This window comes from Kitasatospora sp. NPDC015120, assembly GCF_043080305.1.
In the GTDB taxonomy this organism is placed as follows: Bacteria; Actinomycetota; Actinomycetes; order Streptomycetales; family Streptomycetaceae; genus Kitasatospora.
Genome location: NZ_JBIBVJ010000004.1, coordinates 515915 through 541838 on the forward strand (window position 1 = coordinate 515915; position 25924 = coordinate 541838).

The following is a 25924-nucleotide window of genomic DNA, read 5'->3' on the forward strand; positions in this document are numbered from 1 at the left end:
GGCGTCGCCTCAGGCCGTTACTTCAGGCCGTTGTCCACCGCGGCCATCAGCTCGCCGTTCGGGGTGTCGCCGTCGAAGGCCCAGACCATCGCGCCGGCCAGCCCCTGGGACTTGATCCAGGCGGTCTTGCGGGCGATCTCGGTCGGGTCGTCGTAGGTGTAGAAGACGGTCCCGTTGTAGATGTAGGCGTGGCCGGCCACCGGGTCCCGGTAGACGGTGTAACCGCCGCTGGTGGCCATCTCCTTGAGCTTCTTGTAGTCCTCGAAGCCCGCCTCGTAGGTGCCCGGGCCGGGGCCCGTCGCGGTCTGGAAGAGGCCGTTGGTGGTGCCGCGCGGCACGCCCGTCCAGCCGCGCCCGTAGAACGGGATGCCGAGGGTGAGCTTGCTCTTGGGGGCGCCGCCGTCGACGTACGCGGCGATCGCGACCTCGGAGCTGAACTGGCGGGCCGGCGGGTTCGGGTCACCGGCGGCGACCTTGATGCCGGACTGCTGGTTGGTGACCATCTCCCAGCCGCCGTGGTAGTCGTAGCCCTGGATGGTGGCGAAGTCGAAGGCGCCGAACAGGCCCGGGATGTCGATGCCCGCGGTGACCTTCGCCGGGTCGGCCGGGAGGAAGGCGCTCAGCGTGTAGTGCTTGTTGGTGGTGGCGCCGAGGGCGTCCAGCTGGCGGCGGAACTCCTGGGCCAGCAGGGTGTAGTTGGCCTTGTCGGCGGGCCGGAAGATGTTCCCGGTGTGCCCGTCGGAGTTCGGCCACTCCCAGTCGAGGTCGATGCCGTCGAAGATGCCGGCCGCGCTGCCCGCGCCGCCGCGGCCGTCGATCACCGGCAGGTTGCCCTTGATGTACATGTCGATGCAGGAGCTGACCAGCGCCTTGCGGGAGGCGTCGGTGGCCGCCGCGTCGGAGAACCACTTGCTGTAGGACCAGCCGCCCAGGGAGATCTGGATCTTGAGGTTGGGGTACTTGGCCTTGAGTTGCTTCAGCTGGTTGAAGTTGCCGGCCAGCTTCTGGTCCCAGGTGTCGGTGGTGCCGGCCACCGAGTTGCCGGCGTCCCAGCCCTTGCCGAAGTCGGCCCAGGCGTCACCGGCGCCGTCGCCCGCGTTCGGGTCGTTGTCCGGCCCGGCCGCCTTGTTGGTGATGAAGCACTGCTTGGTGCTCGGGTGGATGTTGGCGAAGGCGTAGTTGATCACCGAGAGCCGGCCGGCCGAGCCCGAGGTGTCGAGCTGCTTCACGCTGTAGCCGCGGGCGTAGATGCTCCACTGGGTGAAGTAGCCGATCTTCAGCGCGCCGCCGGTGCCGCCCTTCTTGGTGCGGGCGGTCACCGCGCCGGAGGCCGGGGAGACGTTGCCGGCCGCGTCGCGGGCCTTCACGGTGAAGGTGTACTCGGTGTCCGGGGCGAGGCCGCCGACGGTGCCGGAGGGGCTGGTGACGGTGGTCACCACGCCGTTGCTCGCGGTGATGTCGTAGGCGGTGACGCCGACGTTGTCGGTGCTGGCCGTCCAGCTCAGCGAGACCGAGCTGGAGTCCGAGCCGGTGACGGCCGGGGTGCCCGGCGTGGTCGGCGCCTCCTTGTCCTCGATCGGCGGCGGGGTGGTGACGCTCACCGGGCCGGCCGCCGCGGAGCGGTTGCCCGCCGCGTCGAAGGCCTGGACGGTGAACTGGTAGGTGGTGCCGCCGGTCAGGCCCTGCACGGTGACGGCGGTGGTGGCGCCGTCGGTGGTGGCCACCTTCGTGCCGTCCCGGTACACGTCGTACCCGGTGACGCCGACGTTGTCGGTGCTCGCCGTCCAGGAGAGCGCCGCGGTGGTCTGGGTGACGGTGCCGGACTTCAGGGCGCCCGGAACGGTCGGCGGGGTCAGGTCGTCACCGCTGCCGTCGCACGGCTTGCCGTTCAGCTTGCAGTTCGCCAGCGGCTGGTAGCTGCCCGAGTAGGCGATGTTGAAGCCGACGTTGTAGGTGCCGCCGGCCGGCAGGGTCGAGGCCCAGCCGGGGTTCTTCACCGTGACGTGGGAGGCCGAGGTGGTGTAGGAGGCGTTCCACAGGCCCGCGACGGTGTTGCCGCTGGGCAGGTCGAACTCCAGGGTCCAGCCGTTGACCGCGGCACTGGTGCCGTTGGTGATGGTGTAGCTGCCCTCGTAGCCGCTGCCCCAGTCGCTGCCCTTGGTCAGGCTCGCGGTCAGGGACCCGGCGGCCGCCTGCGCGGCCGGCCCGGCGGCGGCGTGGGCCAGGGTGGCGGGCAGGGCGGCACCGAGCAGGGGGACGAGCAGGGTGCCGGCCGCGAGCAGCGGCAGGCTGATCCGACGTTTGTGCATGGATGTGGCTCCTGTCCTGGGGTCCCGGGGCAGGCCCGGACCCCCCGTAACCCGTGGGGAGGTGTCAGGTGCGTGGAGCGGCGCGCTCCGGGCCATGGGGGCGGCGCGGAACCGGTCCTCGGGCCGTCGGGGTGCCACGGAGGATCCTGTGCCGAGGGTAGGGAGCCGATGGAGAACTGGCAATAGGTCTGTACCACTTGTGGATCGTGGACATGACCGGGCGGCAGACGGCGACCGCCCCGGCGACGGGCGTCGCCGGGGCGGTCGGGGGGTGGCGGGGCCGCGGACGGCGGCCCTCAACCGAAGGGGTCGTGCTCCGGGGCGGCGGCGGGCGGCGGCGGGGCCGGGGTGTCCTCGGGCTGCGGGGCGAAGGGGTCGAAGTCCGGCGGCGGGACCATCACCGGAGTGCCCTTGGCGGGGCCGGCGGTGGCGGGGACGGCCGGCGGGGTGCTGGGCGGCGGCGGGACGGCCGCGGGCCGGGGCGCCGGGAGGGTGGTGCCGAACGGGTCGCCGGGCAGGTCGGCGGCGGTCACCGTGCCGAACGGGTCGGTGGCCGGGGCGGCGGCGGGCTGGGCGGCGGGGGCCGGCAGCGGTTCGGCGGCCGGGGTGCCGAGGATGCCGAAGGGGTCGAAGTCCGGCGGGGGCACCGCCACGGGGGTCCCCTTGGGCGGTTCGGGGGCCTGCGGGGCCGCCGGTTCGGCGGCGGGGGTGCCGAGGATGCCGAAGGGGTCGAAGTCCGGCGGCGGGACCGTCACCGGAGTGCCCTTGGGCGGGGCGGGCGGCCCGGCGGCGTCGTCGGGCACCAGGATCGGCTGGGCCGGGGTCGGGTCGGCGACGGGCGCGAAGGGGTTGAAGCCGGCCGGCGGGACGCGCACCGGCGTGGCGTGCTCCTCGGCCACCGGCGGCCCGGGGGGTGCCGGTGGCGCGGGCGGCGCCGGGGGCGCGACGGGCTCGGCCGGGACGGGCACGGGCACGGCGGCCGGGGCGGGCGCGATGGTGGAGGGCACGGGCACGGGCGCGGGCGCGGTGGTGGCCGGCGCGGCGGCGGGCGGGGTGGCGGGCACGCCGTCCCAGCCGAACTGCACGCTCTTCAGCAGCTCGGCGAAGACGTCCGTGTACAGCTCCCAGTCCTGCGGCTGGGCGGTGGTCAGCTGCACGCAGAGCACCGAGACGCCGTCCGGCAGCGGGACGAACGCCTCCACCACCGAGGTGACCGCCCAGCGGCGCGTCCCGTCGGCGGCCAGCGGGCCCGGCACCGGGACGCTGCGGGCCTCGACCAGGACGGCGGCCGGTCCGGCGGGCAGCAGCACCGTCCAGACCTCGGCGTGCCGGCGCACGGTGGCCAGCTCGGTGGCGAGCCCGGTGATCGGCAGCGGGTGGCGGGCCAGCGAGACGACCAGGGTGGCGTCGGTCGGCCGGCCGTCCAGGTGGAAGGCGCCGAGGCCCGCGTACACGGTGCCGGACGCGGTGACGGTGTCCGTCAGGGCGGCGGCGATCAGCGCGAAGTCGCGGCGCTCGGCCGGGCCGGCGCCGCTGAACAGCTCCTCGGCGGTCTCGGCCAGGTGCGCGGTCAGCCCGGCGGCGGCCGCGGCGGTGGCCGGGGCGACCCCGGCTCCGGCCGGGATGCCGTCCACCGGGCCGGTGCGGACCGTCCGGGCGGAGACCCCGGGCGGGCCGTCCGGCGAGGTGAGCGCATGGAAGCCCGGCGGGACGACCAGGCGCACCTCGGCGCCCGCGCCGGTGGGCAGTTCGACCGGTTGACGGGTCTGCCGGCCGTCGGCCAGCGCGGCCAGCGGCGCGGCGAAGGCGGGGCGGAGCTTGGGGTCGGCGGGCTCGCCGGTCACCGGCAGGCCGAGGTGCTCGGCGGTGGGCGCCCCGGTGGAGCCGGCCGCCGCGCCGCGGACCGGGCCGGCGGTGCCGTAGCGGGCCAGCAGCGCGCCGCCCACCAGCGGGGCCAGCGCGGCGCCGGTGCCCGGGCGGGCGGTGCCGGCCGTGACCACGGTGCCGAGCCGGTCGACGGCGGTGTGCACCGGGCCGTTGGGCGCCAGCGGCAGGTGGAACAGGGCGTCGGCCGCCGGGTGGGCGCCCGCCCGCAGCACGGTCAGCGCGGCCGCGGGGTGGCGCGAGGTCCGGGCGCCGAGGAGCGCGTCGGTGAGGCTGCCGAGGGTCGCGGAGACCCGCTCCGCGGCTGCGAAGGGGCTGGCCTCCGCGCTGAACTGGCCGTCCTGGGTCACCTGTTGAGCCCCCCGCTCCGTTCGCTGTGCGTTCGCTGGTCCCTGGACCGCGGCCCGGGGATGACCGGCGGGCCGTCAGGTCCGTGCACATTCCTATCAGAGGGCGCCGACGGGGCAGAACCGGCCGCCCGGCGTCAGCCCGCGTCCGGAGCCCCGGCCCGCCCGGCCTGCCCGGCCCCTCCCGCGGCGGGGCCGGGGGCGGCGGCCGGGGCGGTGAGGGCGGTGAGGGCGCCGGCCAGGCCGGGGACGGCCAGCAGGCCCGCCAGGTCGCGCACCAGCCGCCCGGTCGGGCCGTCCGGGCGTTCGTCGGCGAAGAAGCCGGCCAGCTCGGCGGCCAGCGCGGGCTCCCGGGCGGCGGTCAGGGTGAGCGCCGCCACGAACTCCTGCACCAGGTGCAGCTGGAGGTCCTCCAGCGGCACCGAGCGGTCGGCCAGCCACTCCAGCGAGGTGATCTCGGCGTTGGCGATCCAGGCCCGGACGGTCAGCCGCAGCCCCGGGCTGGGGGAGGGCAGCGCCAGGTGGCCGAGGATCTGGTCGTGTGCCGCCTGGCGGACCTCGTCGATCACCGCCGAGGTGTTGGTGCTGGCCGTCACCGAACCGCCGCGCAGCAGCGCCGCGAAGCCGGGGCCGTGGCTCTGCACGAAGTCCAGGTAACGGCCCATCACCCGGTACAGCCGTTCGGAGAGCGGGCCCTCGGCCGGCTCCTCGAACCGGGCCGCCAGCTCCCGGCCGGCCCGGCGCAGCGACTCCTCGTAGATCGCCTGCTTGCCCGGGAAGTAGTGGTAGACCAGCGGCCGGGAGGCACCCGCGGCGGCGGCGATGTCGTCGATCGACACCTCCTCCGGCGGGCGGTGGCTGAACAGCTCCAGCGCCACCGCGATCAGCTGCTCGCGCCGCTCGTCCACGCTCAGCCGCCGGCGCGGACGGCCGGCGGGCTCCGGGCGTCCGCCGCGCCCGGGGGCGGGCGCGGACGCGGGGGAGGGGGCCGACGGCGTGCGGGATGCCATGCGCGTCACCCTATCCGCCCGCTCGGCTCCGCCGGTGCTCCACGTAGCGGCGGTAGGCCTCCCGCCCGTCGGGGACGAAGACGTCGCGCTCCAGCCGGGCGGCCAGCTCGGCCGGGGTGAGCCAGGCGTGCCAGGCCACCTCGGACTCCTGCGGGCGGACCGGGCCGTCCCACTCGGCCTCGTGCACGTCGGACCACCAGGCGAGGCCGTCGCCGCGGTACAGGAAGCGGAACAGCGGGCGCGGGGCGATCCCGGTGACGCCCAGTTCCTCCTCCGCCTCCCGGACGGCGGCCCGCTCGTAGGTCTCCCCGGCGCCCACCACGCCGCCGACGAACATGTCGTGCGCGCCCGGGGCGAACAGTTTGGTGTCGGTGCGCCGGTGCACGAAGATCCGCCCGGCCGGGTCGCGGACCAGGACGAAGACGCACCGGTGGGTCAGCCCGAGCCGGTACACCTCCCCGCGCGGTGCGGTCCCGGTGACCCGGTCGTGCTCGTCGACGACGTCCAGCAGCTCATCGGCGGGATCGCTCTGCGCAGGCTCGCTCATGACCGACAGGTTAGGGTTTCCGGGCGATTCACGGACGGACGGACGAGGGACGGCACGCGCGGTGGTGGAGATCTGGGGCGAGACGGCCGGGGGCTTCGAACCGGTGCGGGAGGCCTTCGCACGCAACTTCCGCGAGTACGGGGAGCTCGGCGCGGCCTTCGCGCTGTACGTGCGCGGCCGCAAGGTGGTGGACCTCTGGGGCGGCGACGCCCGGCCGGAGGTCGGCGGGCGGCCCGAGCCGGCCGTGCCCTGGACGGCGGACACCGCGCAGGTGCTGCGCTCGGTCACCAAGGGCCTGACCGCGACCACCGCGCTGCTGCTCGCCGAGCGCGGGCAGCTCGACCTGGACGCCCCGGTGGTCTCCTACTGGCCGGAGTTCGGGGCGGCCGGCAAGGGCGGGGTGCCGGTGAGCTGGCTTCTGTCGCACCAGGCCGGGGTGCCGGCGCTGGACGTGCCGCTGCGCCTGGAGGACGTGCTCACCTGGGAGCGGGCGGCGGCCGCGGTGGCCGCCCAGGCGCCCGCCTGGGAGCCCGGCACGGCGCACGGCTACCACCCGTACACCTTCGGCTGGCTGGTCGGCGAGGTGGTGCGCCGGGTGAGCGGGCGCACCGTCGGCCAGTACTTCGCCGAGGAGATCGCCCGTCCGCTCGGCCTCGACCTGTGGATCGGCCTGCCGGCCGGTGCCGCGCCCCGGGTGGGCCGGCTGGTCGACCTGCCCGCGCCGGCGGCCGCCCGGACCGGCCCGAGCGGGCTGCGGCTGCGCCCCAAGCAGTCCGTGCGGGACGCCTACCAGGACCCGTCCTCGCTGACCGCCCGGGCGTTCGCCTCGGTGCGGCCCGGGGTGGACCTCAACGACCCGGCGGTGCAGGCGGCGGAGATCCCCGGCGCGGGCGGGATCGGCACGGCGCGCTCGGTGGCCCGGTTCTACGCGGCGCTGATCGGCGCGGCCGACCGGCACGGCAGCGGCGGCGGGGAGCTGCCGCCGCTGCTCGGGCCCGGGATGCTGGCCCGCGCGGTCGGGCCGGTGGTCAGCGGCCCGGACCGGGTGCTGATCGTCGGTTCCACCTTCGGGCTGGGCTTCTTCCGGCACGGCCCGACGTCGCCGATGGCCTCGCCGGCGAGCTTCGGCCACCCGGGCCGGGGCGGCTCGCTGGGCTTCGCCGACCCGGAGCTCGGGATCGGCTTCGGCTATGTCACCAACGGCATGCAGCCCGGCGTCACCGGGGACATCCGCTCCCGCGCGCTGATCCGGGCGGTGCGGGAGTGCCTGGGGGCGGCCTGAGCGGGGGCCGGGCCGGGCCGGGCGCGGGCCCGGGCGCGGCCGGGTCAGGCCTGGCCGGTCGCGAAGTGGCTGATCCGGCCGTCCTCGACGGTGAACCGCCAGGCGGTGCGCATCTCGCCCCAGGTCTCGTTGCGGTAGTCGGCGACCAGGGCCCGGCCGCCGTCGGACTCGGAGCGGACCTCCATGTGGCCGTGGACGGTGAAGATCTCCCGGTCGATCCAGTCCTGGAGGTCGCGCTCGGAGCCGTCGTCGGACATGGTCGCGTCCGGGGCGAGCAGGTCGACGAAGGCCTGCCGGTCGCCGGCGTTGATCGCGGTGACGGCGGCGCGCACGGTCGGGTCGGAGAGTCTGGCGGGGGCGATGGTCATCCGGTCTCCCAGGAGTCGAAGCGGGTCGGGACTCCTGTTTAGGACCTCGGCGGGCACGCGCCGCGCATGTCGGCGGCGAGTCGGGGATTTCCGGGGGCCGACTGTGCTTGGATCCCGCTACGGGCGATTCACCCCCCTGGGGTCCCCGACCGGGCCACGGGGAGTGGCGTACGGGGCGGGAAGCCGGCCGGCCCGGCTTCCCGCCCCGCGTTCCGGGGTCGTGCGGCGGTGCCTAGAACAGGCCGGTGGCCTGCGGGGAGTAGCTGACGAGCAGGTTCTTGGTCTGCTGGTAGTGCTCCAGGACGGCCTTGTGGCCCTCCCGGCCGATGCCGGAGTTCTTGTACCCGCCGAACGCGGCGTGCGCCGGGTAGGCGTGGTAGCAGTTGGTCCAGACCCGGCCGGCCTGGATGGCGCGGCCCGCCCGGTAGGCGGTGGTGCCGTTGCGGGTCCAGACGCCGGCGCCGAGTCCGTAGAGGGTGTCGTTGGCGAGCGTGACCGCGTCGTCGAAGTCCTCGAAGCGGGTCACCGCGACGACGGGGCCGAAGATCTCCTCCTGGAAGATCCGCATCCCGTTGACGCCCTCGAAGACCGTCGGCGTGACGTAGTAGCCGCCGGACAGCGCGCCGCCCAGGTCGGCCCGCTCGCCGCCGGCGAGCACCTTGGCGCCCTCGGCCTGGCCGATCTCGACGTAGGAGAGGACCTTGCGCAGCTGCTCCTCGCTGGCCTGGGCGCCGATCTGGGTCTCGGTGTCCAGCGGGTTGCCCTGGCGCATCGCGCGCACCCGGTCCAGGCCGTCGGCGAGCAGCCGGTCGTACACCGAGGACTCGATCAGGGCCCGGCTGGGGCAGGTGCAGACCTCGCCCTGGTTGAGGGCGAACATCGCGAAGCCCTCGACGGTCTTGTCGTAGAAGGCGTCCTGTTCGGCCGCGACGTCGGCGAAGAACAGGTTGGGGCTCTTGCCGCCGAGCTCCAGCGAGACCGGGATGAGGTTGCCGCTCGCGTACTGCGCGATCAGCCGGCCGGTGGTGGTCTCGCCGGTGAAGGCGATCTTGCGGATCCGGTCGCTGGAGGCGAGCGGGCGCCCGGCCTCCAGGCCGAAGCCGTTGACGACGTTGAGCACGCCCGGCGGCAGCAGGTCGGCGGTCAGTTCGGCCAGCAGCAGCACGGAGGCCGGGGTCTGCTCGGCGGGCTTGAGCACGACCGCGTTGCCGGCCGCCAGCGCCGGGGCGAGCTTCCAGACCGCCATCAGGATCGGGAAGTTCCACGGGATGATCTGGCCGACCACGCCCAGCGGCTCGTGGAAGTGGTAGGCCACGGTGTCCTCGTCCAGCTGCGAGACGCCGCCCTCCTGGGCGCGCAGCGCGCCGGCGAAGTAGCGCAGCTGGTCGACGGCCAGCGGCAGGTCGGCGCCCAGCGTCTCGCGCACCGGCTTGCCGTTCTCCCAGCTCTCCGCGACGGCGAGGGCTTCGAGGTTCTGCTCGATCCGGTCGGCGATCCGCAGCAGCACCTGGGCGCGCTCGGCGGGCGGGGTGCGGCCCCAGGCCGGGGCGGCGGCGTGGGCGGCGTCCAGCGCGGCCTCGATGTCCTCGGCGGTGCCGCGGGCGACCTCGGTGAAGACCTCGCCGGTGACCGGGCTGGGGTTCTCGAAGTAGCGGCCGAGGACCGGCGGCGTCCACCGGCCGCCGATCCAGTGCTCGTAACGGGGGCGGTAGCCGACGATGGATCCGGGCTGCCCGGGGGGCTGGTAGACCGGCATGCTCTGGTGCCTCCTCGCGCTGTCGGGGCACCGCTCCGGCCACGCGGGCCGGAGCGGTGCGCCGGGCCGCGCAGGGGGCGGCCCGGCGGAGGGTACGGACACACACGCGGGTCGGGCGCCCCGTGCCGGGGCGTCCGCCGGGTTGCACCCTAACCGGCGAGCGGCCGGTTCGGCTACGGTCCGTGCGGCCCCGGTCGACGCAGGGTGGCGCGCTCCCCCCGGCCCCGGGCGGGCCGGGTCAGGCCCGCTGGTAGCGGCCGGTGCGGCGTTCCCAGCTCAGGTAGCCGGCCAGCCAGGTGACCAGCCCGTCGGCGTAGCGCTGGGCGACGATCCGCTCGACCCGGGCCAGGCCGAGCTCCCGGTGGACCTCGGGCAGTCCCTCGTACAGCTCCCGGGAGCGCTCGACCATCAGCTGCGCCTCGGCCATCACCACGGCGCACGCCTCCTCGGCCGAGCAGTCCCGCTCCCGGCGCACGATCATCACCAGGTTGTTGACGTCGCCGCGCGGCGCCTCCAGCGGGAACGAGCGCACGTCGTTGGTCAGCGAGGGGATGTCGGCGGCGAGCTGGCGCAGCTGACGCAGCACCGGATGGTGCAGCACGGCCGGTGGCACCTCGAAGTGGCCGAGCCGCTCGATCATGTCGAAGATGGTCTCCATCGCGGCGGTGCCGCGCCGCAGCACCTGGTACCCGGCCCGGTCCGGCGGGTTGGGGCTGATCCGCCCGGCCGCCTCGGCGGGGTGGGAGGCGAGGTAGTACTCCCAGTTGTAGGCGGCCCGCGCCTGCCAGCGCGCCGGCATGCCCTGGACGCTGCGCTCCCACAGGTCGGCGAAAGCGGTCTCCACGGGCGAGCCGCGGTCGGGCGACGCTCCGTGCAGGACGGCCACCAGCCGGTCGCAGATCGGCGCCACCTCGGCGGGGCGGCGGCCGAGCGGGCCGTCGAACTGGTCGTCGAAGAGGAAGTAGAAGCCCATGAGGTCGGCGGCGAGCGCCAGTTCGTCGGGTCCGGCGTCGGGGTAGCCGAGCGCGGCGAGGTCCACCACGTCCCAGTGGGCGTAGGACGGGTGGGCCGGGTCGGGCAGCAGCGGATGGCGGGTCAGCCAGGCGCGGTGCAGTTCGGTGGCGTACGGCCCGTGGTCGCTGCGACGGTGCGGGAACGGAATCTGAAGTGAGGTGTCGTCAGACATCGGACTCCCGGAGCTGCGAAGGGTGGGGGTGCTGAGGGGTAATGCGGGCGTCGGCGGGGGAGTTGGGGTGGCGCTGCCGGCAAGGTAAGTATGGTCATGGCATGATCAACTTGGCATGCGGGGCGTAGAGTATCTGATGCAATGATCCGACGTTAGGGATATACGGCAATTGCCCTCGGCAGGTCTTCCAAACCCTTCAACTCGCCCCTCGCCTGCGTGAATACACTCCACCAGGCCCCCTGCGGCGCTAACCTCGGCTCCACGAGCAGGGATCGGCGAGGCGGAGGCACGACGGTGACCGAGCGGGACAGGGAATTCCGGGCGGAGGCGAAGCCCGGCGCGCGGGAGGCCGAAGGCGCCCCCCATCGCATCAGGCTGCGCGACCGCGACTCCGAACTCCGCTCCGCCGAGGCCGCGGTGGACAAGCTCTGCCGCGACTTCGCGGCCGGCGGCACCGAGATCGGCGAGCTGCTCACCTTCTCCGGCCGGCCCGGCATCGGCAAGACCAGCCTGCTGCACGAGGTCCGCCGGATCGCCAAACTGCGCCCCGGCGCGACCGTGCTGTTCGCCCGCGGCGGCGAACGCCAGTTCAAGGAGCCCTACCACGTCCTGCGCCAGCTCCTCCAGCCGGTGCTCGGCAGCCTGGAACCGGGCGAGTTCAGCCAGGTGATGGGTACCTGGGAAGAGGTCGTCGGCCCCGCGATGGGCCTCAAGCAGCCCAGGAAGGGCGCCCGCCGCCTCGACCCGCAGGGCGTGCGCGACGGCCTCGACTTCGTCCTCACCCAGCTCGCCCCGCGGCGCGCCCCGCTGGTGATGATCGTCGACGACCTGCACTGGTCCGACCCCGAATCGCTCGGCTGGCTGGCGCAGTTCGCCGTCCGGGCGCGCGAGCTGCCCGTCCTGCTGGTCTTCGCCTACCGCGACGACACCGCCGACTGGCAGCAGGAGTCCCAGGAGCACCAGCGCGCGGTCACCGCGCTGGCCACCCGCCGGCACGAGCTGAGCCGGCTCTCCCTGGTCGCGGTCACCGACATGATCCGCGCCGAACTCGGCGACCAGGCCGAGGACGCCTTCTGCTACGAGTTCTGGAACGTCGTCAACGGCAACCCCTTCGAGGTCGTCGCCCTCCTCGACCAGGTCCGCGACCAGGAGCTGGAGCCGGTCGAGGAGAACTCCCAGCAACTGCGCGAACTCGCCGTCGACGCCACCGGGATGACCCTCAAGTCCTGGCTGGACCGGCTCGGCGCCGCCACCCTGCGCTTCGCCTGGGCCGCCGCGATGCTCGGCACCGACATCCAGCCCGAACTCGCCACCCGGATCTCCGCCCAGAGCGCCGAGGGCGCCCGCGAGTCCATCAAGGAACTGCGCAAGCAGCGCGTCCTCACCAAGACCCCCAACGGCAACCTCGAATTCGTCCACCCGCTGATCGCCAGCTCGATCTACAACACCATGCCCGAAGCCACCCGCACCGGCATGCACGGCGTGGCCGCCGCCGAGATCGAGAACGCCGGGCTCGGCCTGCTCGCCGCCTCCCGCCACCTGGTGGAGACCTTCGCGGGCGAGGGCGACGACCGCACCGTGCGCAAACTGCGCCGGGCCGCCTCCGAACACCTGCTGATCGGCGCGCCCGAGGCCGCCCAGCGCTGTCTGCACCGCGCGCTCGCCGAACCGCCGGACGACCAGGACCGCGCCGAGGTGCTGTACGAGCTGGGCTGTTCCGCCCTGCTCACCGACCCCGTCGCCACCGTCAACCAGCTGAAGCTCGCGCTCGACCCGGACGAGGGACCGCTGCGCCCCTCGCTGCGGGTCGACGCCACCTTCCGGCTCTCCGAAGTGCTCGCGCACAGCGGCGAGCTGCGCCAGGCCGCGCTGGTCTGCCAGGACGAGGCGGAGCGCACCGTCGGGGATCCGGCGGGCCGGCTGCGGCTGGAGGCCGCGTCCTTCATGTGGCACGCCTACCGCAAGTCCGAGGAGGACGGGCCGGCCCGCTCCGCCCGGCTCGGCGCGCTGTGCGACAGCCTCACCGGGCGCGAGGCGGCCGACCGGGCGGTCCTGGCGCTGCGGGCCTGGGACCTCACCCTGCGCGGCGAACCCTCGGCCGAGGTGCTGCGGCACGCCGACGACGTGCTGGACAACGGCCGGCTGCCCAAGGGCCTCGGCTGGACCGACAACACCTGGGGCTTCGAACTGCCCGCCACGCTCGGCCTGTCCTACACCTACAACGACCGCATCGCCCAGGCCGAGCGGCTCTTCTCGGACGCCATCGTCCAGTTCGAGGTGGCGGGCTGGAGCGGCGCCCACCGGGGCTTCGCCTACTTCCTGATGGGACTGGCCCGGTTCCGGCGCGGCCTGCTCGCCGAGGCCGAGGACTTCCTGCGCCGGGCGCTGCGGCTGTCCGAGCGGATCAGCGCCAAGCTGCCGCTCGCCTGGGACGCGGTCGGCGTGCTGATCGACACCCTGATCGCCCGCGGCCGCAGCCAGGAGGCCTGGGAACTCGCCCTGGAGTTCGGCTTCCACCCGCCGTACCACGCCACCGCGATGGTGCTGCCCGACGCCGCCTCGCTGTACGGCAAGCTGCTGCTCGCCGTCGGACGGCCCGCCGGCGCGGCCGCCGCGCTCACCGAGGCCGGCACCCAGCTGGACGTCCGGGGCTGGCACAACACGGTCTGGGCGCCCTGGGCCGGACACCTGGCCATCGCGCTCGCCGCGGACGAGCCGGAGCGGGCCCGCGCGTACGCCCGCCGCTCGGTCGTCGACGCGGAGCGGTTCGGCACCGCCTCGGCGATCGGCACCGCGCTGCGGCTCCATGCCCAGATCGAGGACGGCCAGCAGGCGGTCGAGCTGCTGGAGCGGGCGGTCACCCACCTCGGCCAGTCGCCGGCGGGCTACGAGCACGCCGTCGCCCTGGTCGACCTCGGAGCCGCGCTGCGCCGGGTCGGCCGGCTGGAGGACGCCCAGGAGCACCTCTACCAGGGCATCGAGCTCGCCCAGCACTGCGCGGCCGACGGTCTGGTCGACCGGGCCCGGCGCGAGCTGGCCAACTACGGCCTGCGGCCCAACCGGCTCGGCGACGTGCGCGAGACGCTCAGCCAGCCGGAGTGGGACGTCGCCGAGCTGGCCGTGCGGGGCATCCCGCCGCAGCGCATCGCCGACCACCTGGCCCTCCCGCTCAACCTGGTCAACCGCCGGCTGGCCGCCGTCTACCGCAAGGCGGGCAGCGGCCCCGACGGCCTGGCCGCGGCGCTCGGCCTGCCGCCCGCCCAGCGCGACGGCTCCGACCCGGTGGACCGGCGGGGCGGAGCGCACGGGGACGAGGGCGGGTTCGGCGCCGGCCGCTGACCGGCCCCGGCGGCCGGGCGGGCCCCACGGCCGACACGCCCGGCCGTCGTCCCGGCCGCAGCGCACGGCGCACCGGACGGCGCGCGGGCAGGCGATGAGCGCCCCCGCGCCGTCCCCGCTGACTAGGCTGACGCCGACCCGGGCCCATACGGGGCCCGGCACCCCGGCGAAAGGGCGGGCGCGCTCCCGTGGCCCGCCAGTGAGGAGCAGGCCATGGCGACGCCCCCGGCGAACGGGCCGCAGACCACCAGCGTGCGGCGCGAGCCCTTCGAACCCTCGGGCGCGGGCGCCGCGATCGAGCGGTGGACGTTGCGCGCCGGAGCGTACGAGGCGAGCGTGCTCACCCTCGGCGCCACCCTGCACACCCTGGTCGCCCCCGACCGCGACGGCCGCCCCGCCCAGGTGCTGCTCTCCACCGACCGGCTCGCCGACATCCTCGGCCCGGCCCGCCACTACGGCACCGTGGTCGGCCGGTACGCCAACCGGATCGCCGGCAGCAGCATCACCGTCGACGGCGAGGAGCACCAGCTCGCCCCGACCGGCGGCGGGGTCACCCTGCACGGCGGCCCCGACGGCTTCGCGCACCGGATCTGGACGGCCGAGGAGGTGCCCGGCGGCGTCCGGCTCGCGCTGCACAGCCCCGACGGCGACCAGGGCTTCCCGGGCGCCCTGGACGTCACCGTCGACTACACCCTCGACCCGGGCGGCGAGCTGGCGATCCGCTACCGGGCGGTGACCACCGCGCCGACCGTGGTCAACCTCACCAACCACGCGTACGTCAACCTGGCGGGCGAGGGCTCCGGGGACGTCCTCGGCCACCTTCTCACCCTGGACGCCGACGGCTACACCCCCGCCGACGAGCGGCAGATCCCCTACGGCCGGATCGAGCCGGTGACCGGGACGCCGTTCGACTTCACCACCGCCCGGCCGGTCGGCAAGGCGCTGCACGACGCCCACCCGCAGCTGACCGGACCCGGCGGGTACGACCACAACTGGGTGCTGCGGCCGCGTCCGGCGGACGGCACCCCGGCCCGGGCGGCACTGCTGGAGGACCCGTCCAGCGGCCGCACCCTGGAGGTGCTGACCACCGAGCCCGGCATCCAGGTCTACACCGCCAACACCTTCCAGGGCCGGGTCACCGGCGCGCGCGGGGTGCCGTACGGGCCGTTCGCGGGGATCGCGCTGGAGACCCAGCACTTCCCGGACTCCCCGCACCACCCGGCCTTCCCGAGCACCGAGCTGCGCCCGGGCGAGGAGTTCCGTTCGACCACCGTGCTGCGGCTCGGAACCACCGGCTGACGGGGGCGCTGCAAGAGCCTTTCACCACGGAGGGTGGGCCCCGGCGGCGACGGCCGACCGGGGCGAACCGGACAAAATATGGCGAAGTGCCGGTCATTGACGACCGTTCGGCCACGCCGAGGACACGTGGATGTAACGATCGCCGTTTCTTGCAGAAACTTTCTGCAAGGGCTTTCCGCGACTGTTGCCCCGCTGTTAACTTCCTCCCGGGCCCGGCGGCAGCAACGGTGCGGTCGGCGCGAGGCAAGGCAGCCATTATGCGCCTGTCTCCGGTCATTCCGGGCACCCCCACCCTCCAAGGAGTTCTCATGCGGCGTGGCATCGCGGCCTCTGCCCTCGTTGTGGCCCTCGCGGTCTCGATGGCTGCCTGTGGCAGCAGCGGCTCCAGCTCCGACGGCAAGGCCGACGGGCCGGTCACCCTCACCTACTGGGACACCTCGAACGCCACCAACGAGGCGCCGAACTACCAGGAGCTCGTCAAGAAGTTCGAGGCCGCCAACCCGGACATCAAGGTCGACTTCGTCAACGTGCCCTTCGACCAGGCGCAGAACAAGCTCCAGACCGCGATGGGCGCCAAGGGCGCTCCGGACGTGTTCCGCTCCGAGGTCGGCTGGACCGCCGCGTTCGCCAAGGCCGGCTACCTGGAGCCGCTGGACGGCACCCCGGCCGCCGCCGACACCGCCAAGTTCCGGCCCAGCCTGATCCAGCAGGCCGGCTACGAGGGCAAGCTCTACGGCGTGCCGCTGGTCACCGACACCCTCGGCCTGCTCTACAACAAGGAGCTCTTCGCCAAGGCCGGCATCACCGCCGCCCCCACCACCTGGGACGAGCTCAAGACCGCCGCCGCCGCGGTCAAGGAGAAGGCCGGCGTCGACGGCTTCTGGCTGAAGGCCGCCGACGGCTACTACGCCATGCCGTTCCTGTTCGGCGAGGGCACCGACACCGTCGACCCCAAGGGCAGGAGGATCACCGTCGCCGGGCCGCAGGCCGTCAAGGCGATCGAGACCTACAAGTCCCTGTTCACCGCGCCCGGCACCGCCAAGGCCGACGTCACCACCGACGCCTACGCGCACATGATGGACGCCTTCACCAGCGGCAAGGTCGCGGCGATCGTCCAGGGCCCCTGGGAGATCACCAACATCTACAAGGGCTCCGCCTTCGCCGACAAGGCCAACCTCGGCATCGCCCCGGTCCCGGGCGGCTCCGCCGGCAAGGGCGGCGCCCCGACCGGCGGCCACAACATCTCCGTCTACGCCGGTGCCGACAAGGCCCACAAGGCCGCCGCCGAGAAGTTCGCCGCCTTCATGACCTCGGCCGAGAGCCAGGCCTTCATCGCGCAGAAGAACTCCACCCTGCCGACCCGCGAGGACGCCTTCACCCCCGAGGTCAAGGCCGACCCCGGCATCGCCGGCTTCCAGGCGGTCCTGTCGAGCGCCGAGCCGCGCCCCGAACTGCCCGAGTACAGCTCGCTGTTCGCCTCGCTGGGCACCAACCTCGGCAAGATCGTCCAGGGCACCGCGACCCAGGACGGCCTGAACACCGTCGCCACGGACTACGCCAAGCTCCTCCCGGGCTTCGCCAAGTAGTCCCTCCCCAGCCGTCCGGTCCGCCGTTCCCCCGGCGGACCGGACGGCCGGACCCGTCACAGCAGTCGCCGAAGCGAGGCGGCGGACCTCCCCCGAGAAGGTGTCGAACAATGTCAGTCGCCGTGCAGGGCGTCACCGGCAAGGGCAGCCGGCAGCGCGAGCCGCGTCCGGGCCTGATGGAACGCGTCAAGCGCTCGTACGCCAGGCACTGGTACGCCTACGCGATGATCGCGCCGGTCGTGCTCGTGCTCGGCGTCCTGGTGCTCTACCCGCTCGCCGAGGGCTTCTGGCTCACCCTCACCGACGCCAACAGCCTCAACGTCGCCCGCAGGATCGGCGCCAACGAGATCCCGGCGAGCCACCACTTCGTCGGCTTCGACAACTACGCCGACATCCTGTGGGGCCCCGGCTCCTACGACCGCTTCTGGTCGCACTTCGTCTGGACCATCGCCTGGACCGCGCTCTGCGTCGGCCTCCACTACACCATCGGCCTCGGCCTGGCCCTGCTGCTCAACCAGAAGCTGCGCGGGCGCGCCGTCTACCGGATGCTGCTCATCCTGCCCTGGGCCGTGCCCACCTTCGTCACCGTCTTCTCCTGGCGGCTGATGCTCGCCGACGGCGGCGCCGTCAACGGCCTGCTCGCCGCGCTGCACCTGCCCGAACCCGGCTGGCTGGACGACCCGACCGCGCAGAAGGCCGCCGCCGTCATGGTCAACACCTGGGTCGGCGTGCCGTTCATGATGATCTCGCTGCTCGGCGGCCTCCAGTCGATCCCCGCCGAGCTGTACGAGGCCGCCGAGATGGACGGCGCCACCGCCTGGCAACGGTTCCGCCACGTCACCCTGCCCGGCCTGCGCACCGTCTCCTCGACCGTCGTCCTGCTCGGCATCATCTGGACGTTCAACCAGTTCGCCGTCATCTTCCTGCTGTTCGGCAACGGCGCCCCCGACGCCCAGCTGCTGGTCACCTGGGCCTACCGGCTCGGCTTCGGCCAGCAGCCCCGGGACTACGCGCAGTCCGCCGCCTACGGCGTCATCCTGCTCTCCATCCTGATCGTCTTCACCGCCTTCTACCGCCGCTGGCTCGCCCGCAACGAGCGGGCGAACGGCTGACCCCGGCCCACCACGCGACCACGAAGGAGGCACCCCGATGAGCACCACCACCGACCGGCCCACCCCCCTCGCCGCCCGGTCCGCGGCCCCCGCCGCCCGGCCGGCCAAGGTCCGCCCCCGCGGCGGGACCGGCCCGCTCGCCACGACCCTGATGCACGGCGCGCTGATCCTGGCCAGCCTGATCGCGCTGTTCCCGGTGACGTGGATCCTCTACGTCTCGTTCGGCCCGGACAAGACCGACTACCTGCACCCCGGCGAGATCCTCGGCAAGCTGACCCTCTCGAACTACGCGACGGTGCTGTTCGACACCGACTTCTTCACCTGGTTCGGCAACGCCTTCCTGGTCTCCGGCGTCACCACCGTCTTCGGCGTGCTGATCGCCGCCTCCACCGGCTACGCCGTCTCCCGGATGCGCTTCCCCGGCCACCGGCCGCTCATGTGGTCGCTGCTGGTCACCCAGATGTTCCCGATCGCGGTGCTGATCGTGCCGATGTACACGATCCTGTCCCAGCTCGGCCTGCTGGACAGCTACCTCGGCCTGGTCCTGGTCTACTCGACCACCACCGTGCCCTACTGCGCCTGGCTGATGAAGGGCTACTTCGACACCGTCCCGGTGGAGATCGACGAGGCCGGCCGGGTCGACGGGCTCACCCCGTTCGGCACCTTCTGGCGGCTGGTGCTGCCGCTCGCCCGCCCGGGCCTGGCGGTCGCCGCGTTCTACTCCTTCCTCACCGCCTGGGCCGAGGTCGCCTTCGCCTCCACCTTCATGCTCAGCTCCGACAAGTACACCCTCGCCGTCGGACTCCAGACCTTCGTCAGCGAGCACGACGCCCAGTGGAACCTGATGGCCGCGACCGCCGTGCTGATCGCGATCCCCTCCTCGGCCCTCTTCTACCTGGTGCAGCGCCACCTGGTGACCGGCCTGACCGCCGGCGCCTCGAAGTCCTGACCGGCCTCCCGCGCCGAGGCCCGACCGCTCCGCCCGCCACACTCCCCAAGGGATACCGTCCATGACCCAGAACCTGGCCGACACCCCCCGGCCCGCCGACGACGCCACCGCTCACGAGGGCAGTGCCGCCGCGGACAGAGGCTGGTGGCGGGACGCGGTCATCTACCAGGTGTACCCGCGCAGCTTCGCCGACTCCAACGGCGACGGCATGGGCGACCTGCCCGGCATCCGCAGCCGCCTGCCCTACCTGCGCGACCTCGGCGTGGACGCCGTCTGGCTCTCGCCGTTCTACGCCTCCCCGCAGGCCGACGCCGGCTACGACGTCGCCGACTACCGGGCCGTGGACCCGGTGTTCGGCACCCTGCTGGACGCCGACACGCTGATCCGCGACGCCCACCGGCTGGGCCTGCGGATCATCGTGGACCTCGTCCCCAACCACTCCTCCGACCAGCACGAGTGGTTCAAGCGCGCCCTGCGCGAGGGCCCCGGCTCCCCGCTGCGCGAGCGCTACCACTTCCGCCCCGGCAAGGGCGCCCACGGCGAACTGCCGCCCAACGACTGGGAGTCCATCTTCGGCGGCCCGGCCTGGACCCGCACCAGGAACCCGGACGGCACCCCCGGCGACTGGTACCTGCACCTGTTCGCCCCCGAGCAGCCCGACTTCAACTGGGACAGCCCGGCCGTCGCCGACGAGTTCCGCTCCATCCTGCGCTTCTGGCTGGACATGGGCGTCGACGGCTTCCGCATCGATGTCGCCCACGGCCTGGTCAAGGCCCCCGGCCTGCCCGACCTCGGCGGCGCCGACCAGCTCAGGCTGCTCGGCAACGACGTCATGCCCTTCTTCGACCAGGACGGCGTGCACGCCATCTACCGCTCCTGGCGCAGGATCCTCGACGAGTACCCGGGACAGCGGATCGGCGTCGCCGAGGCCTGGACCCCGACCGTCCAGCGCACCGCCAACTACGTGCGCCCCGACGAACTGCACCAGGCCTTCAACTTCCAGTACCTCGGCACCTCCTGGGACGCCGCCGACCTGCGCGCCGTGATCGACCTCTCGCTCGACTCGATGCGCCCCGTCGACGCCCCCACCACCTGGGTGCTCTCCAACCACGACGTCACCCGGCACGCCACCCGGTTCGCCAACCCGCCGGGCCTGGGCACCCAGATCCGCACCCCCGGCGACCGCGGACTCGGCCTGCGCCGCGCCCGCGCTGCCACCCTGCTGATGCTCGCCCTGCCCGGCTCCGCCTACGTCTACCAGGGCGAGGAGCTCGGCCTGCCGGACGTCACCGACCTGCCCGACGAGGTCCGCCAGGACCCGTCGTACTTCCGCAAGGCCGGCCAGGACGGCTACCGCGACGGCTGCCGCGTCCCGATCCCGTGGTCCGGCACCGAGGCCCCCTACGGCTTCGGCCCCACCGCCGGCGGACCGTCCTGGCTGCCGCAGCCCGCCGAATGGGCCGCCCTCAGCGTCGAGGCGCAGACCGGCGACCCGACCTCCACCCTGGAGCTCTACCGCTCGGCACTGGCCGTCCGCAAGGCGCACCCCGACCTCGGCGCCGGCACCGACGTCCAGTGGCTCCCCGCCCCCGAGGGCACCCTGGCGTTCCGCCGCGGCTCCTTCGTCTGCACCGTCAACACCACCGGCGCCCCGGTCCGGATACCGGCCCCCGGCCGGCTGCTGCTCACCTCCGCCGGCGCCGGCCCGGACGTGACGGACGGCGAGGCGGTGCTCGCCGCCGACAGCACCGACTGGTGGGCGGTCTGACGTGGTTGCAATAGGCTCTGGGACCGTGACTACGGCGCGACTCTCAGACATCGCGGCGCAGGCGGGGGTCAGCGAAGCCACCGTCTCCCGCGTGCTCAACGGCAAGGCCAACGTCTCGGCCACCACCCGGCAGACCGTGCTGGCGGCCCTGGACGTGCTCGGCTACGAGCGGCCGACCCGGCTGCGCCGGCGCAGCGCCGGGCTGATCGGACTGGTCACCCCGGAGCTGAGCAACCCGATCTTCCCGGCACTGGCCCAGGTGATCGAGCAGGTGCTGAGCCGGCACGGCTTCACCCCGGTGCTCTGCACCCAGACCCCGGGCGGCTCCACCGAGGACGAACTCGTCGAGATGCTGGTCGACCGGGGCGTGGCGGGCATCGTCTTCGTCTCCGGCCTGCACGCCGACTCCACCGCCGACCACGACCGGTACACCCGGCTGGCCGGGCGCGGGGTGCCGTTCGTGCTGATCAACGGCTACAGCGAGCGCATCGACGCGCCGTTCATCTCGCCGGACGACCGGGCCGCGATGTGGATGGCCGTCCAGCACCTGGCCGGACTCGGCCACGAGCGGATCGGCCTGGCCGTCGGCCAGCGGCGCTACGTGCCGGTGCTGCGCAAGATCGAGGGTTTCACCGCGGCCGTGCGGGAGGTGCTGGGGCTCGGCGCGCAGGAGGCCGGGGAGCTGGTCCACCACACGCTGTTCAGCGTCGAGGGCGGGCACGCGGCGGCCGGGGCGCTGCTCGACAAGGGCTGCACGGCGATCGTCTGCGGCAGCGACATGATGGCGCTCGGCGCGATCCGTGCGGTCCGCCAGCGGGGCCTGGCGGTGCCGCAGGACGTCTCGGTGGTCGGCTTCGACGACTCGCCGCTGATCGCCTTCACCGAGCCGCCGCTGACCACCGTCCGCCAGCCGGTGGAGGCGATGGCCACCGCGGCGGTGGACGCGCTGCTGGAGGAGGTCGGCGGGAACGCCGCGCAGCGCGGGGAGTTCATGTTCCGGCCGGAGCTGGTGATGCGCGGCTCGACCGGCGCCCGGGCGCGCTGAGGCCCGACGCCGCGGGGCCCGGGAGCGCACTGCTCCCGGGCCCCGCGGCGTTCCCGCTCAGCCCTCCTGGACGGTCGGGCGGTCCTGGGTGACCCGGTGGCCGTCGGCGGCGTCACCGGTGCGGGTCTCGGTGCGCCGGCCCCGCTCCAGGTAGTCGCGGAGGATCAGTTCGACGGCGTCCTGCGGGCTCTTGGTGCCGGAGAGCATCATCACGTCGATCGCGAGGTTGGCGTCGAGCGAGACGGTGACCTGGGCCATGGTGACTCCTTCTCGGGTGCAGGGCAGCAGCATGCCCGTCGCGACCCCGGTTTGACCATGGCCGTCCGGCGTCCGGCCCCGTGCGGGCACGCCGCCGCCCCCGGGGAGGAGCGACCGGACTCTCCCCGGGGGCGGCGGCGCGAGGGGATCAGACCCGGCCGGCGAAGTCCGGGGCCCAGTTGGCGACCGTCTGGACGCGCACGCCCGAGCTCGGGTTGGCGGCCTCGACGTACGTGCCGTCGCCGATGTAGAGCGCGACGTGGTAGACGCCGGAGTCCTTTCCGTTGTTGGACCAGAACAGCAGGTCGCCGGGCTTGAGGGAGTCCAGCGGGACATGGGTGGAGGCGGCGGCCTGGTCGGCGGCGACGCGCGGGACGGAGATGCCCGCGGCGCGCAGCGCGGCCTGGGTCAGGCCGGAGCAGTCCCAGCCGCCGTTGCCGGTGCCGCCGTAGACGTAGGCCTGACCGACCTTCGACTGGGCGAAGGCGACGGCGGCGGCCATGCTGCCGCTGGCGGCCGGGGCCGCCGGGGCGGTGGCCGGGGTCTCGGCCTGCGCGGCGGGCTTGCTCGCCGGCTTGCCGGCCGGGGCCTGGGCCTGGGGCCGGTTCTGGCCCTGCGCGCCGCCCTGGTCGCGGTTGAACCAGTCGAAGCCCTGGCCGGCGGCGCGCTCGCCGAGGGTCAGGTGCTGGCCCGGGTAGATGGCGTGCGGGCCGTCGGTCAGGGTGGCGCGGTTGAGCTCGTAGAGCCGCTGCCAGCCGCCCTGGACCTGGTTGCGGTCGGCGATGGTGGACAGCCAGTCGCCGGCGACCACGGTGTAGTCCCGGGAGGCCTGCTGGGCGCCCTGCTGACCGGCCTGCGGGCGCCACTGCCGGTCGCCCCGGGCCGTCTGCGGGGTGGCGGCGGGCTCGGCGGCCTGCTGCTGCGCGGCGGGCTTCTCGGCGGGCTTGGCGGCCGGCTTGGCGGCCGGGGTCTGGGCCGGGGCAGGGGCGGCCGGCTTGGCGGCGGCAGAGGTGTCCACCGCGGCCGGGGTGCCGCCCTTGGTGAGACCGGCCTGGACCGAGCAGACCGGCCAGGCGCCGGGGCCCTGCACGGCCAGGACCTTCTCGGCGGTCGCGATCTGCTGGTCCTTGGTGGCGAGGTCGGCACGCGCGGCGAACGCGGTGCCGCCGAACGCGGCCCAGGTCGAGTTGGTGAACTGGAGGCCGCCGTAGAAGCCGTTGCCGGTGTTGATGCTCCAGTTGCCGCCGCTCTCGCACTGGGCGACCTTGTCCCAGGTGGCGACGGAGGCGGCCGAGGCGGTGCCGGCGGTGAGGCAGGGGATGGTGAGGCCGATGCCCGCGACGCCGAGGGCGGCGATCGCGCGACGGGTACGGCCGGACAGTCGGGTGCCGTTGGTGGGCAGCATGAAGACGCGGTCCTCTCCCACGCCTGCGAGGTGAGCTGTCGGATTCGGGCTGGAGTTGCCCGGCCGCGCTGTGGACGCGGCTTCACCCCTAGCCCGGGGCCGGTCCGTGGACCGGTCCTGGGCGAACTACCTGTGGTTCCCCCGCTCCTGCCGTGGTGCATTGCGCTGCCAGCACGCCCGACGGCAGGACTCGGCGTCGCGGACGTGCTGGGTCCGTGTGGCCACGAACGGGGAGCACGTTAAGCAGAGGCGCGTTCAAACCGCAAACATGTGTGACGCTCGTCACGGTGTGCGGAAAGGGCGCCTGCCGGCTGTCCTTCATGATCGGAAATGACCGGTTTCCCGCAACGCCGGTCGCGGCCAACGCACCTGCCTGCGCCTCAGGACGCCGGCGCCGCGCCGGAGCGCCGCAGCCGCCCCGGGGGAAGGGCTGCGCACCGGCGGGCGTCGACGAGGGGGCGGGCGCCCCGTCCGGACGTCCGGCCGCGCGGAGCGCGTCGCCGGGCAAAGCGTCACAGAGCGGACATCACGCCCGAACCGACCTCCGGCTCACCCGAACCCGATCCGCCGGGCCCTCCTGCGCCGGCCCACCGTCGCCGCCGCCCTCGCGGCGATCCGCGGCGAGAGGCTCCCGCGCCGTTCGCCCGGCGGCACCCGGGCCCCCGGCCCCGGCGGCGGCCGCGTCCGCCCTCCTGCGCCTCCCGTCGGGGGCGACGAGAAGCGCGTCCGGGGGAGTCGGCGGGAAGGGGCGGCACCGGCACGCCCGGCCAGGGAGGGGCTTCGCCGCCGCCTGCGCCCTCGTCAGCATCCGGGCCGTCAGCGGAGCCGCCGTCATCCCGGGCGCCCCCGGGGGAGTTCGGCGGCGACGAGCGCCGGCCGCACCGCCGGCCGCACCGCCCCGGGGAACGTCCTGCTGCGCCGGCCGGGGGAGGACGGACGCCGCCGCCCGCCCCCGGCCGGCCGCCGGAGCCGTCTCCCGGGAACGCCGCAGGGCCCGGAACGGTGCGTCCGTTCCGGGCCCTGCGGGCGAGCGGGGCTACTGGGCGGCGTGCCGCCCGCCGGCGCGCGGGCCGTCCTCCGCCGCGGCGCCGGCCTCCCCGGCCAGGGCCTCGGCGTCGACGGCCGGCAGCGCGGCCAGGTAGGTGGAGGCGACCAGCTGGCCGACCGCCTGGTACGCGCCCACCGGCGCGGCCGACGGGCAGCCGGACTCCTCGGCCGCGGTGGCGAGCAGCTCGGCGTCCGCCTCCGGGCCGATCACCAGCGGGGCCAGCGCCGGGTTCTGGGCACCCATCTCCTTGAGGTGGGCGACGGCGTCGGCGACCGAGCCGGGCACGTCCAGCGCGGCGGCGACGACCGGCACGGCGAGCCGGGCGGCCAGCAGCATGCCGGTGATGCCGGCGGCGTCGGCCGCGGCCTGCCCGCCGACGGTGGTGAGCACCACGCCGTCGGCGGCGGTCGCGATGGCGAACAGCCGGGCCCGGTCGGCGCGGGCCAGCCCGGCCTCGGAGAGGCGGACGTGCACGGCCTCGGCGAGCAGCGGGTGCGGGCCCAGCGCGTCGGTGACGGGGGCGCCGAACTCGGCGGCGAGCCCGTGCAGCGCGGGGAGGAAGTCGTGCGGACCGGGCACCAGCGGCACCACGACCGGCGCGGGCAGTCCGGCCTGGGCGGCCTCGGTCAGCAGCTCGGCGACGGTGCGCTCGCCGTCCGCCTCGCCGTCGGTGCCACCGGAGGGGAGGTACCCGGCGACGGTCCGGACGCCGTTCTGCTCGCTGCGGACAATGGACAGCAGCTCCTCGACGACGGACCGGGAGTCCGGTCCGGCGGCCGCGGGGACGGCGAGCAGCAGGGCCGGGGAACCGGCCGGGATCTCGGGGCGCTCGGGACGGCGGTGGCGCCCCCGCGCACGGGAGCCTGGAGTGCGGACGGGCAGTGGCGCGCCCGGGATGGCTGCGGTGCTCATGGCGGAGATCGTAGGACATCGCTCCACCCGCTCCGCAGTCGGCTGCCGAACCGGACGGGGGGTCCGCCGTGAAAACCGGACATAACCGGCCCCGGGGCGGGAGTTCTCCCGGTACCCCTTCAGATGCGCCGGAACGGGAACCGCGTTGCCGCTCCCGCGCGTGAGATGTCTCACAGCGCCCGCGCGGCCTGACGGAGGGTCACGGAAGAGCGACTCCCGGCGTTCGAAGATCAACAATCGGCGGGTGGCCGCCTACGGGCGGTTATCGGCCCCTTGCCGATTCAGTCAGCTTTGTCCGTTTACGTACCGTCAGGCGGGTGCCGCGTGAAGAGTTCCGGTTCGGTGTCGAAAAGGCCGTGCACCTGCAACGTCCCGTGCTGATGCACGTGCACTGGAGCTATCATCACGTCAAGTGAGGCGTTGTGCCGGGCCGGTACGGGGCCGGCCCGTCCGTTCGGCCGGGGCCGGGGCGCCGAGCTGAACGACCCACTCCGGAGCTCTTCGGGAGATTTCT

18 protein-coding genes and 1 riboswitch are annotated in these 25924 nt (G+C 74.3%); of the genes, 8 read left to right on the forward strand and 10 right to left on the reverse strand.

All coding sequences use genetic code 11. The annotated features are described in order from the left end of the window. Nucleotides 1–17: 17 nt before the first annotated feature. The 4 genes from ACF1AK_RS13990 to ACF1AK_RS14005 form a co-directional block, all read right to left on the reverse strand. On the reverse strand, nt 18–2309 hold the full coding sequence (locus tag ACF1AK_RS13990) for a glycosyl hydrolase family 18 protein (protein WP_391499023.1): 2292 nt from the start codon (nt 2307–2309) through the stop codon (nt 18–20). Nucleotides 2310–2605: 296 nt separating this feature from the next. Beyond that, nucleotides 2606–4543 carry a hypothetical protein gene (locus ACF1AK_RS13995; RefSeq protein WP_391499024.1) on the reverse strand — a complete coding sequence of 646 codons (1938 nt, stop codon included), beginning with the start codon at nt 4541–4543 and terminating at the stop codon, nt 2606–2608. A 134-nt stretch (nt 4544–4677) separates the two neighbouring features. Further along, nucleotides 4678–5454 carry a TetR/AcrR family transcriptional regulator gene (locus ACF1AK_RS14000; protein WP_391499069.1) on the reverse strand — a complete coding sequence of 259 codons (777 nt, stop codon included), beginning with the start codon at nt 5452–5454 and terminating at the stop codon, nt 4678–4680. A 106-nt stretch (nt 5455–5560) separates the two neighbouring features. Then, nucleotides 5561–6097, reverse strand: a complete 537-nt coding sequence (locus ACF1AK_RS14005) for an NUDIX hydrolase (RefSeq protein WP_391499025.1) — start codon at nt 6095–6097, stop codon at nt 5561–5563. 61 nt (nt 6098–6158) lie between these two features. On the opposite strand from ACF1AK_RS14005, the gene ACF1AK_RS14010 reads away from it, so the two are divergent. Next, a complete protein-coding gene (locus tag ACF1AK_RS14010) occupies nt 6159–7379 on the forward strand; it encodes a serine hydrolase domain-containing protein (RefSeq protein ID WP_391499026.1) in 1221 nt (406 codons plus the stop codon). Between the two features lie 44 nt (nt 7380–7423). Here ACF1AK_RS14010 and ACF1AK_RS14015 read toward each other — a convergent pair whose 3' ends face one another. The 3 genes from ACF1AK_RS14015 to ACF1AK_RS14025 all read right to left on the reverse strand — a co-directional run bounded on the left by ACF1AK_RS14015 (nt 7424) and on the right by ACF1AK_RS14025 (nt 10689). Beyond that, complete coding sequence (locus ACF1AK_RS14015; protein ID WP_391499027.1) at nt 7424–7747, reverse strand: nuclear transport factor 2 family protein; 324 nt, start codon at nt 7745–7747, stop codon at nt 7424–7426. Nucleotides 7748–7979: 232 nt separating this feature from the next. Continuing rightward, nucleotides 7980–9503 (reverse strand): aldehyde dehydrogenase family protein, encoded by a 1524-nt coding sequence (locus ACF1AK_RS14020; protein ID WP_391499028.1) that lies wholly within the window; start codon nt 9501–9503, stop codon nt 7980–7982. A 238-nt stretch (nt 9504–9741) separates the two neighbouring features. Continuing rightward, nucleotides 9742–10689, reverse strand: coding sequence for a terpene cyclase (locus tag ACF1AK_RS14025; RefSeq protein WP_391499029.1), 948 nt, complete (start codon nt 10687–10689; stop codon nt 9742–9744). A gap of 294 nt (nt 10690–10983) precedes the next feature. Here ACF1AK_RS14025 and ACF1AK_RS14030 point away from each other — a divergent pair, with 294 nt between their 5' ends. From ACF1AK_RS14030 to ACF1AK_RS14060, 7 genes are all read left to right on the forward strand, one after another. Then, complete coding sequence (locus ACF1AK_RS14030) at nt 10984–14028, forward strand: ATP-binding protein (RefSeq protein ID WP_391499030.1); 3045 nt, start codon at nt 10984–10986, stop codon at nt 14026–14028. A gap of 213 nt (nt 14029–14241) precedes the next feature. Continuing rightward, nucleotides 14242–15327 carry an aldose epimerase family protein gene (locus ACF1AK_RS14035; protein WP_391499031.1) on the forward strand — a complete coding sequence of 362 codons (1086 nt, stop codon included), beginning with the start codon at nt 14242–14244 and terminating at the stop codon, nt 15325–15327. A gap of 308 nt (nt 15328–15635) precedes the next feature. Next, nucleotides 15636–16913, forward strand: coding sequence for an extracellular solute-binding protein (locus ACF1AK_RS14040; protein ID WP_391499032.1), 1278 nt, complete (start codon nt 15636–15638; stop codon nt 16911–16913). A gap of 110 nt (nt 16914–17023) precedes the next feature. After that, nucleotides 17024–18025, forward strand: a complete 1002-nt coding sequence (locus tag ACF1AK_RS14045) for a carbohydrate ABC transporter permease (RefSeq protein WP_391499033.1) — start codon at nt 17024–17026, stop codon at nt 18023–18025. A 37-nt stretch (nt 18026–18062) separates the two neighbouring features. Continuing rightward, nucleotides 18063–18974, forward strand: a complete 912-nt coding sequence (locus tag ACF1AK_RS14050; RefSeq protein WP_391499034.1) for a sugar ABC transporter permease — start codon at nt 18063–18065, stop codon at nt 18972–18974. 61 nt (nt 18975–19035) lie between these two features. Continuing rightward, nucleotides 19036–20742: a glycoside hydrolase family 13 protein gene (locus tag ACF1AK_RS14055; RefSeq protein ID WP_391499035.1), complete on the forward strand. Its 1707-nt coding sequence runs from the start codon at nt 19036–19038 to the stop codon at nt 20740–20742. A gap of 25 nt (nt 20743–20767) precedes the next feature. Beyond that, nucleotides 20768–21787, forward strand: coding sequence for a LacI family DNA-binding transcriptional regulator (locus ACF1AK_RS14060; RefSeq protein WP_391499036.1), 1020 nt, complete (start codon nt 20768–20770; stop codon nt 21785–21787). Nucleotides 21788–21844: 57 nt separating this feature from the next. On the opposite strand, the gene ACF1AK_RS14065 is transcribed toward ACF1AK_RS14060, so the two are convergent. The 3 genes from ACF1AK_RS14065 to ACF1AK_RS14075 all read right to left on the reverse strand — a co-directional run bounded on the left by ACF1AK_RS14065 (nt 21845) and on the right by ACF1AK_RS14075 (nt 25410). Beyond that, entirely contained in the window at nt 21845–22045 is a 201-nt protein-coding gene (locus tag ACF1AK_RS14065; protein ID WP_380298127.1) for a hypothetical protein, read from the reverse strand. Between the two features lie 148 nt (nt 22046–22193). After that, nucleotides 22194–23471, reverse strand: a complete 1278-nt coding sequence (locus ACF1AK_RS14070; RefSeq protein WP_391499037.1) for a transglycosylase family protein — start codon at nt 23469–23471, stop codon at nt 22194–22196. Continuing rightward, nucleotides 23458–23656, reverse strand: a riboswitch (cyclic di-AMP (ydaO/yuaA leader). (Overlaps the previous gene by 14 nt.) Before the next feature lie 830 nt (nt 23657–24486). Then, nucleotides 24487–25410, reverse strand: a complete 924-nt coding sequence (locus ACF1AK_RS14075; RefSeq protein WP_391499038.1) for a hypothetical protein — start codon at nt 25408–25410, stop codon at nt 24487–24489. Between the last annotated feature and the right edge of the window lie 514 nt (nt 25411–25924).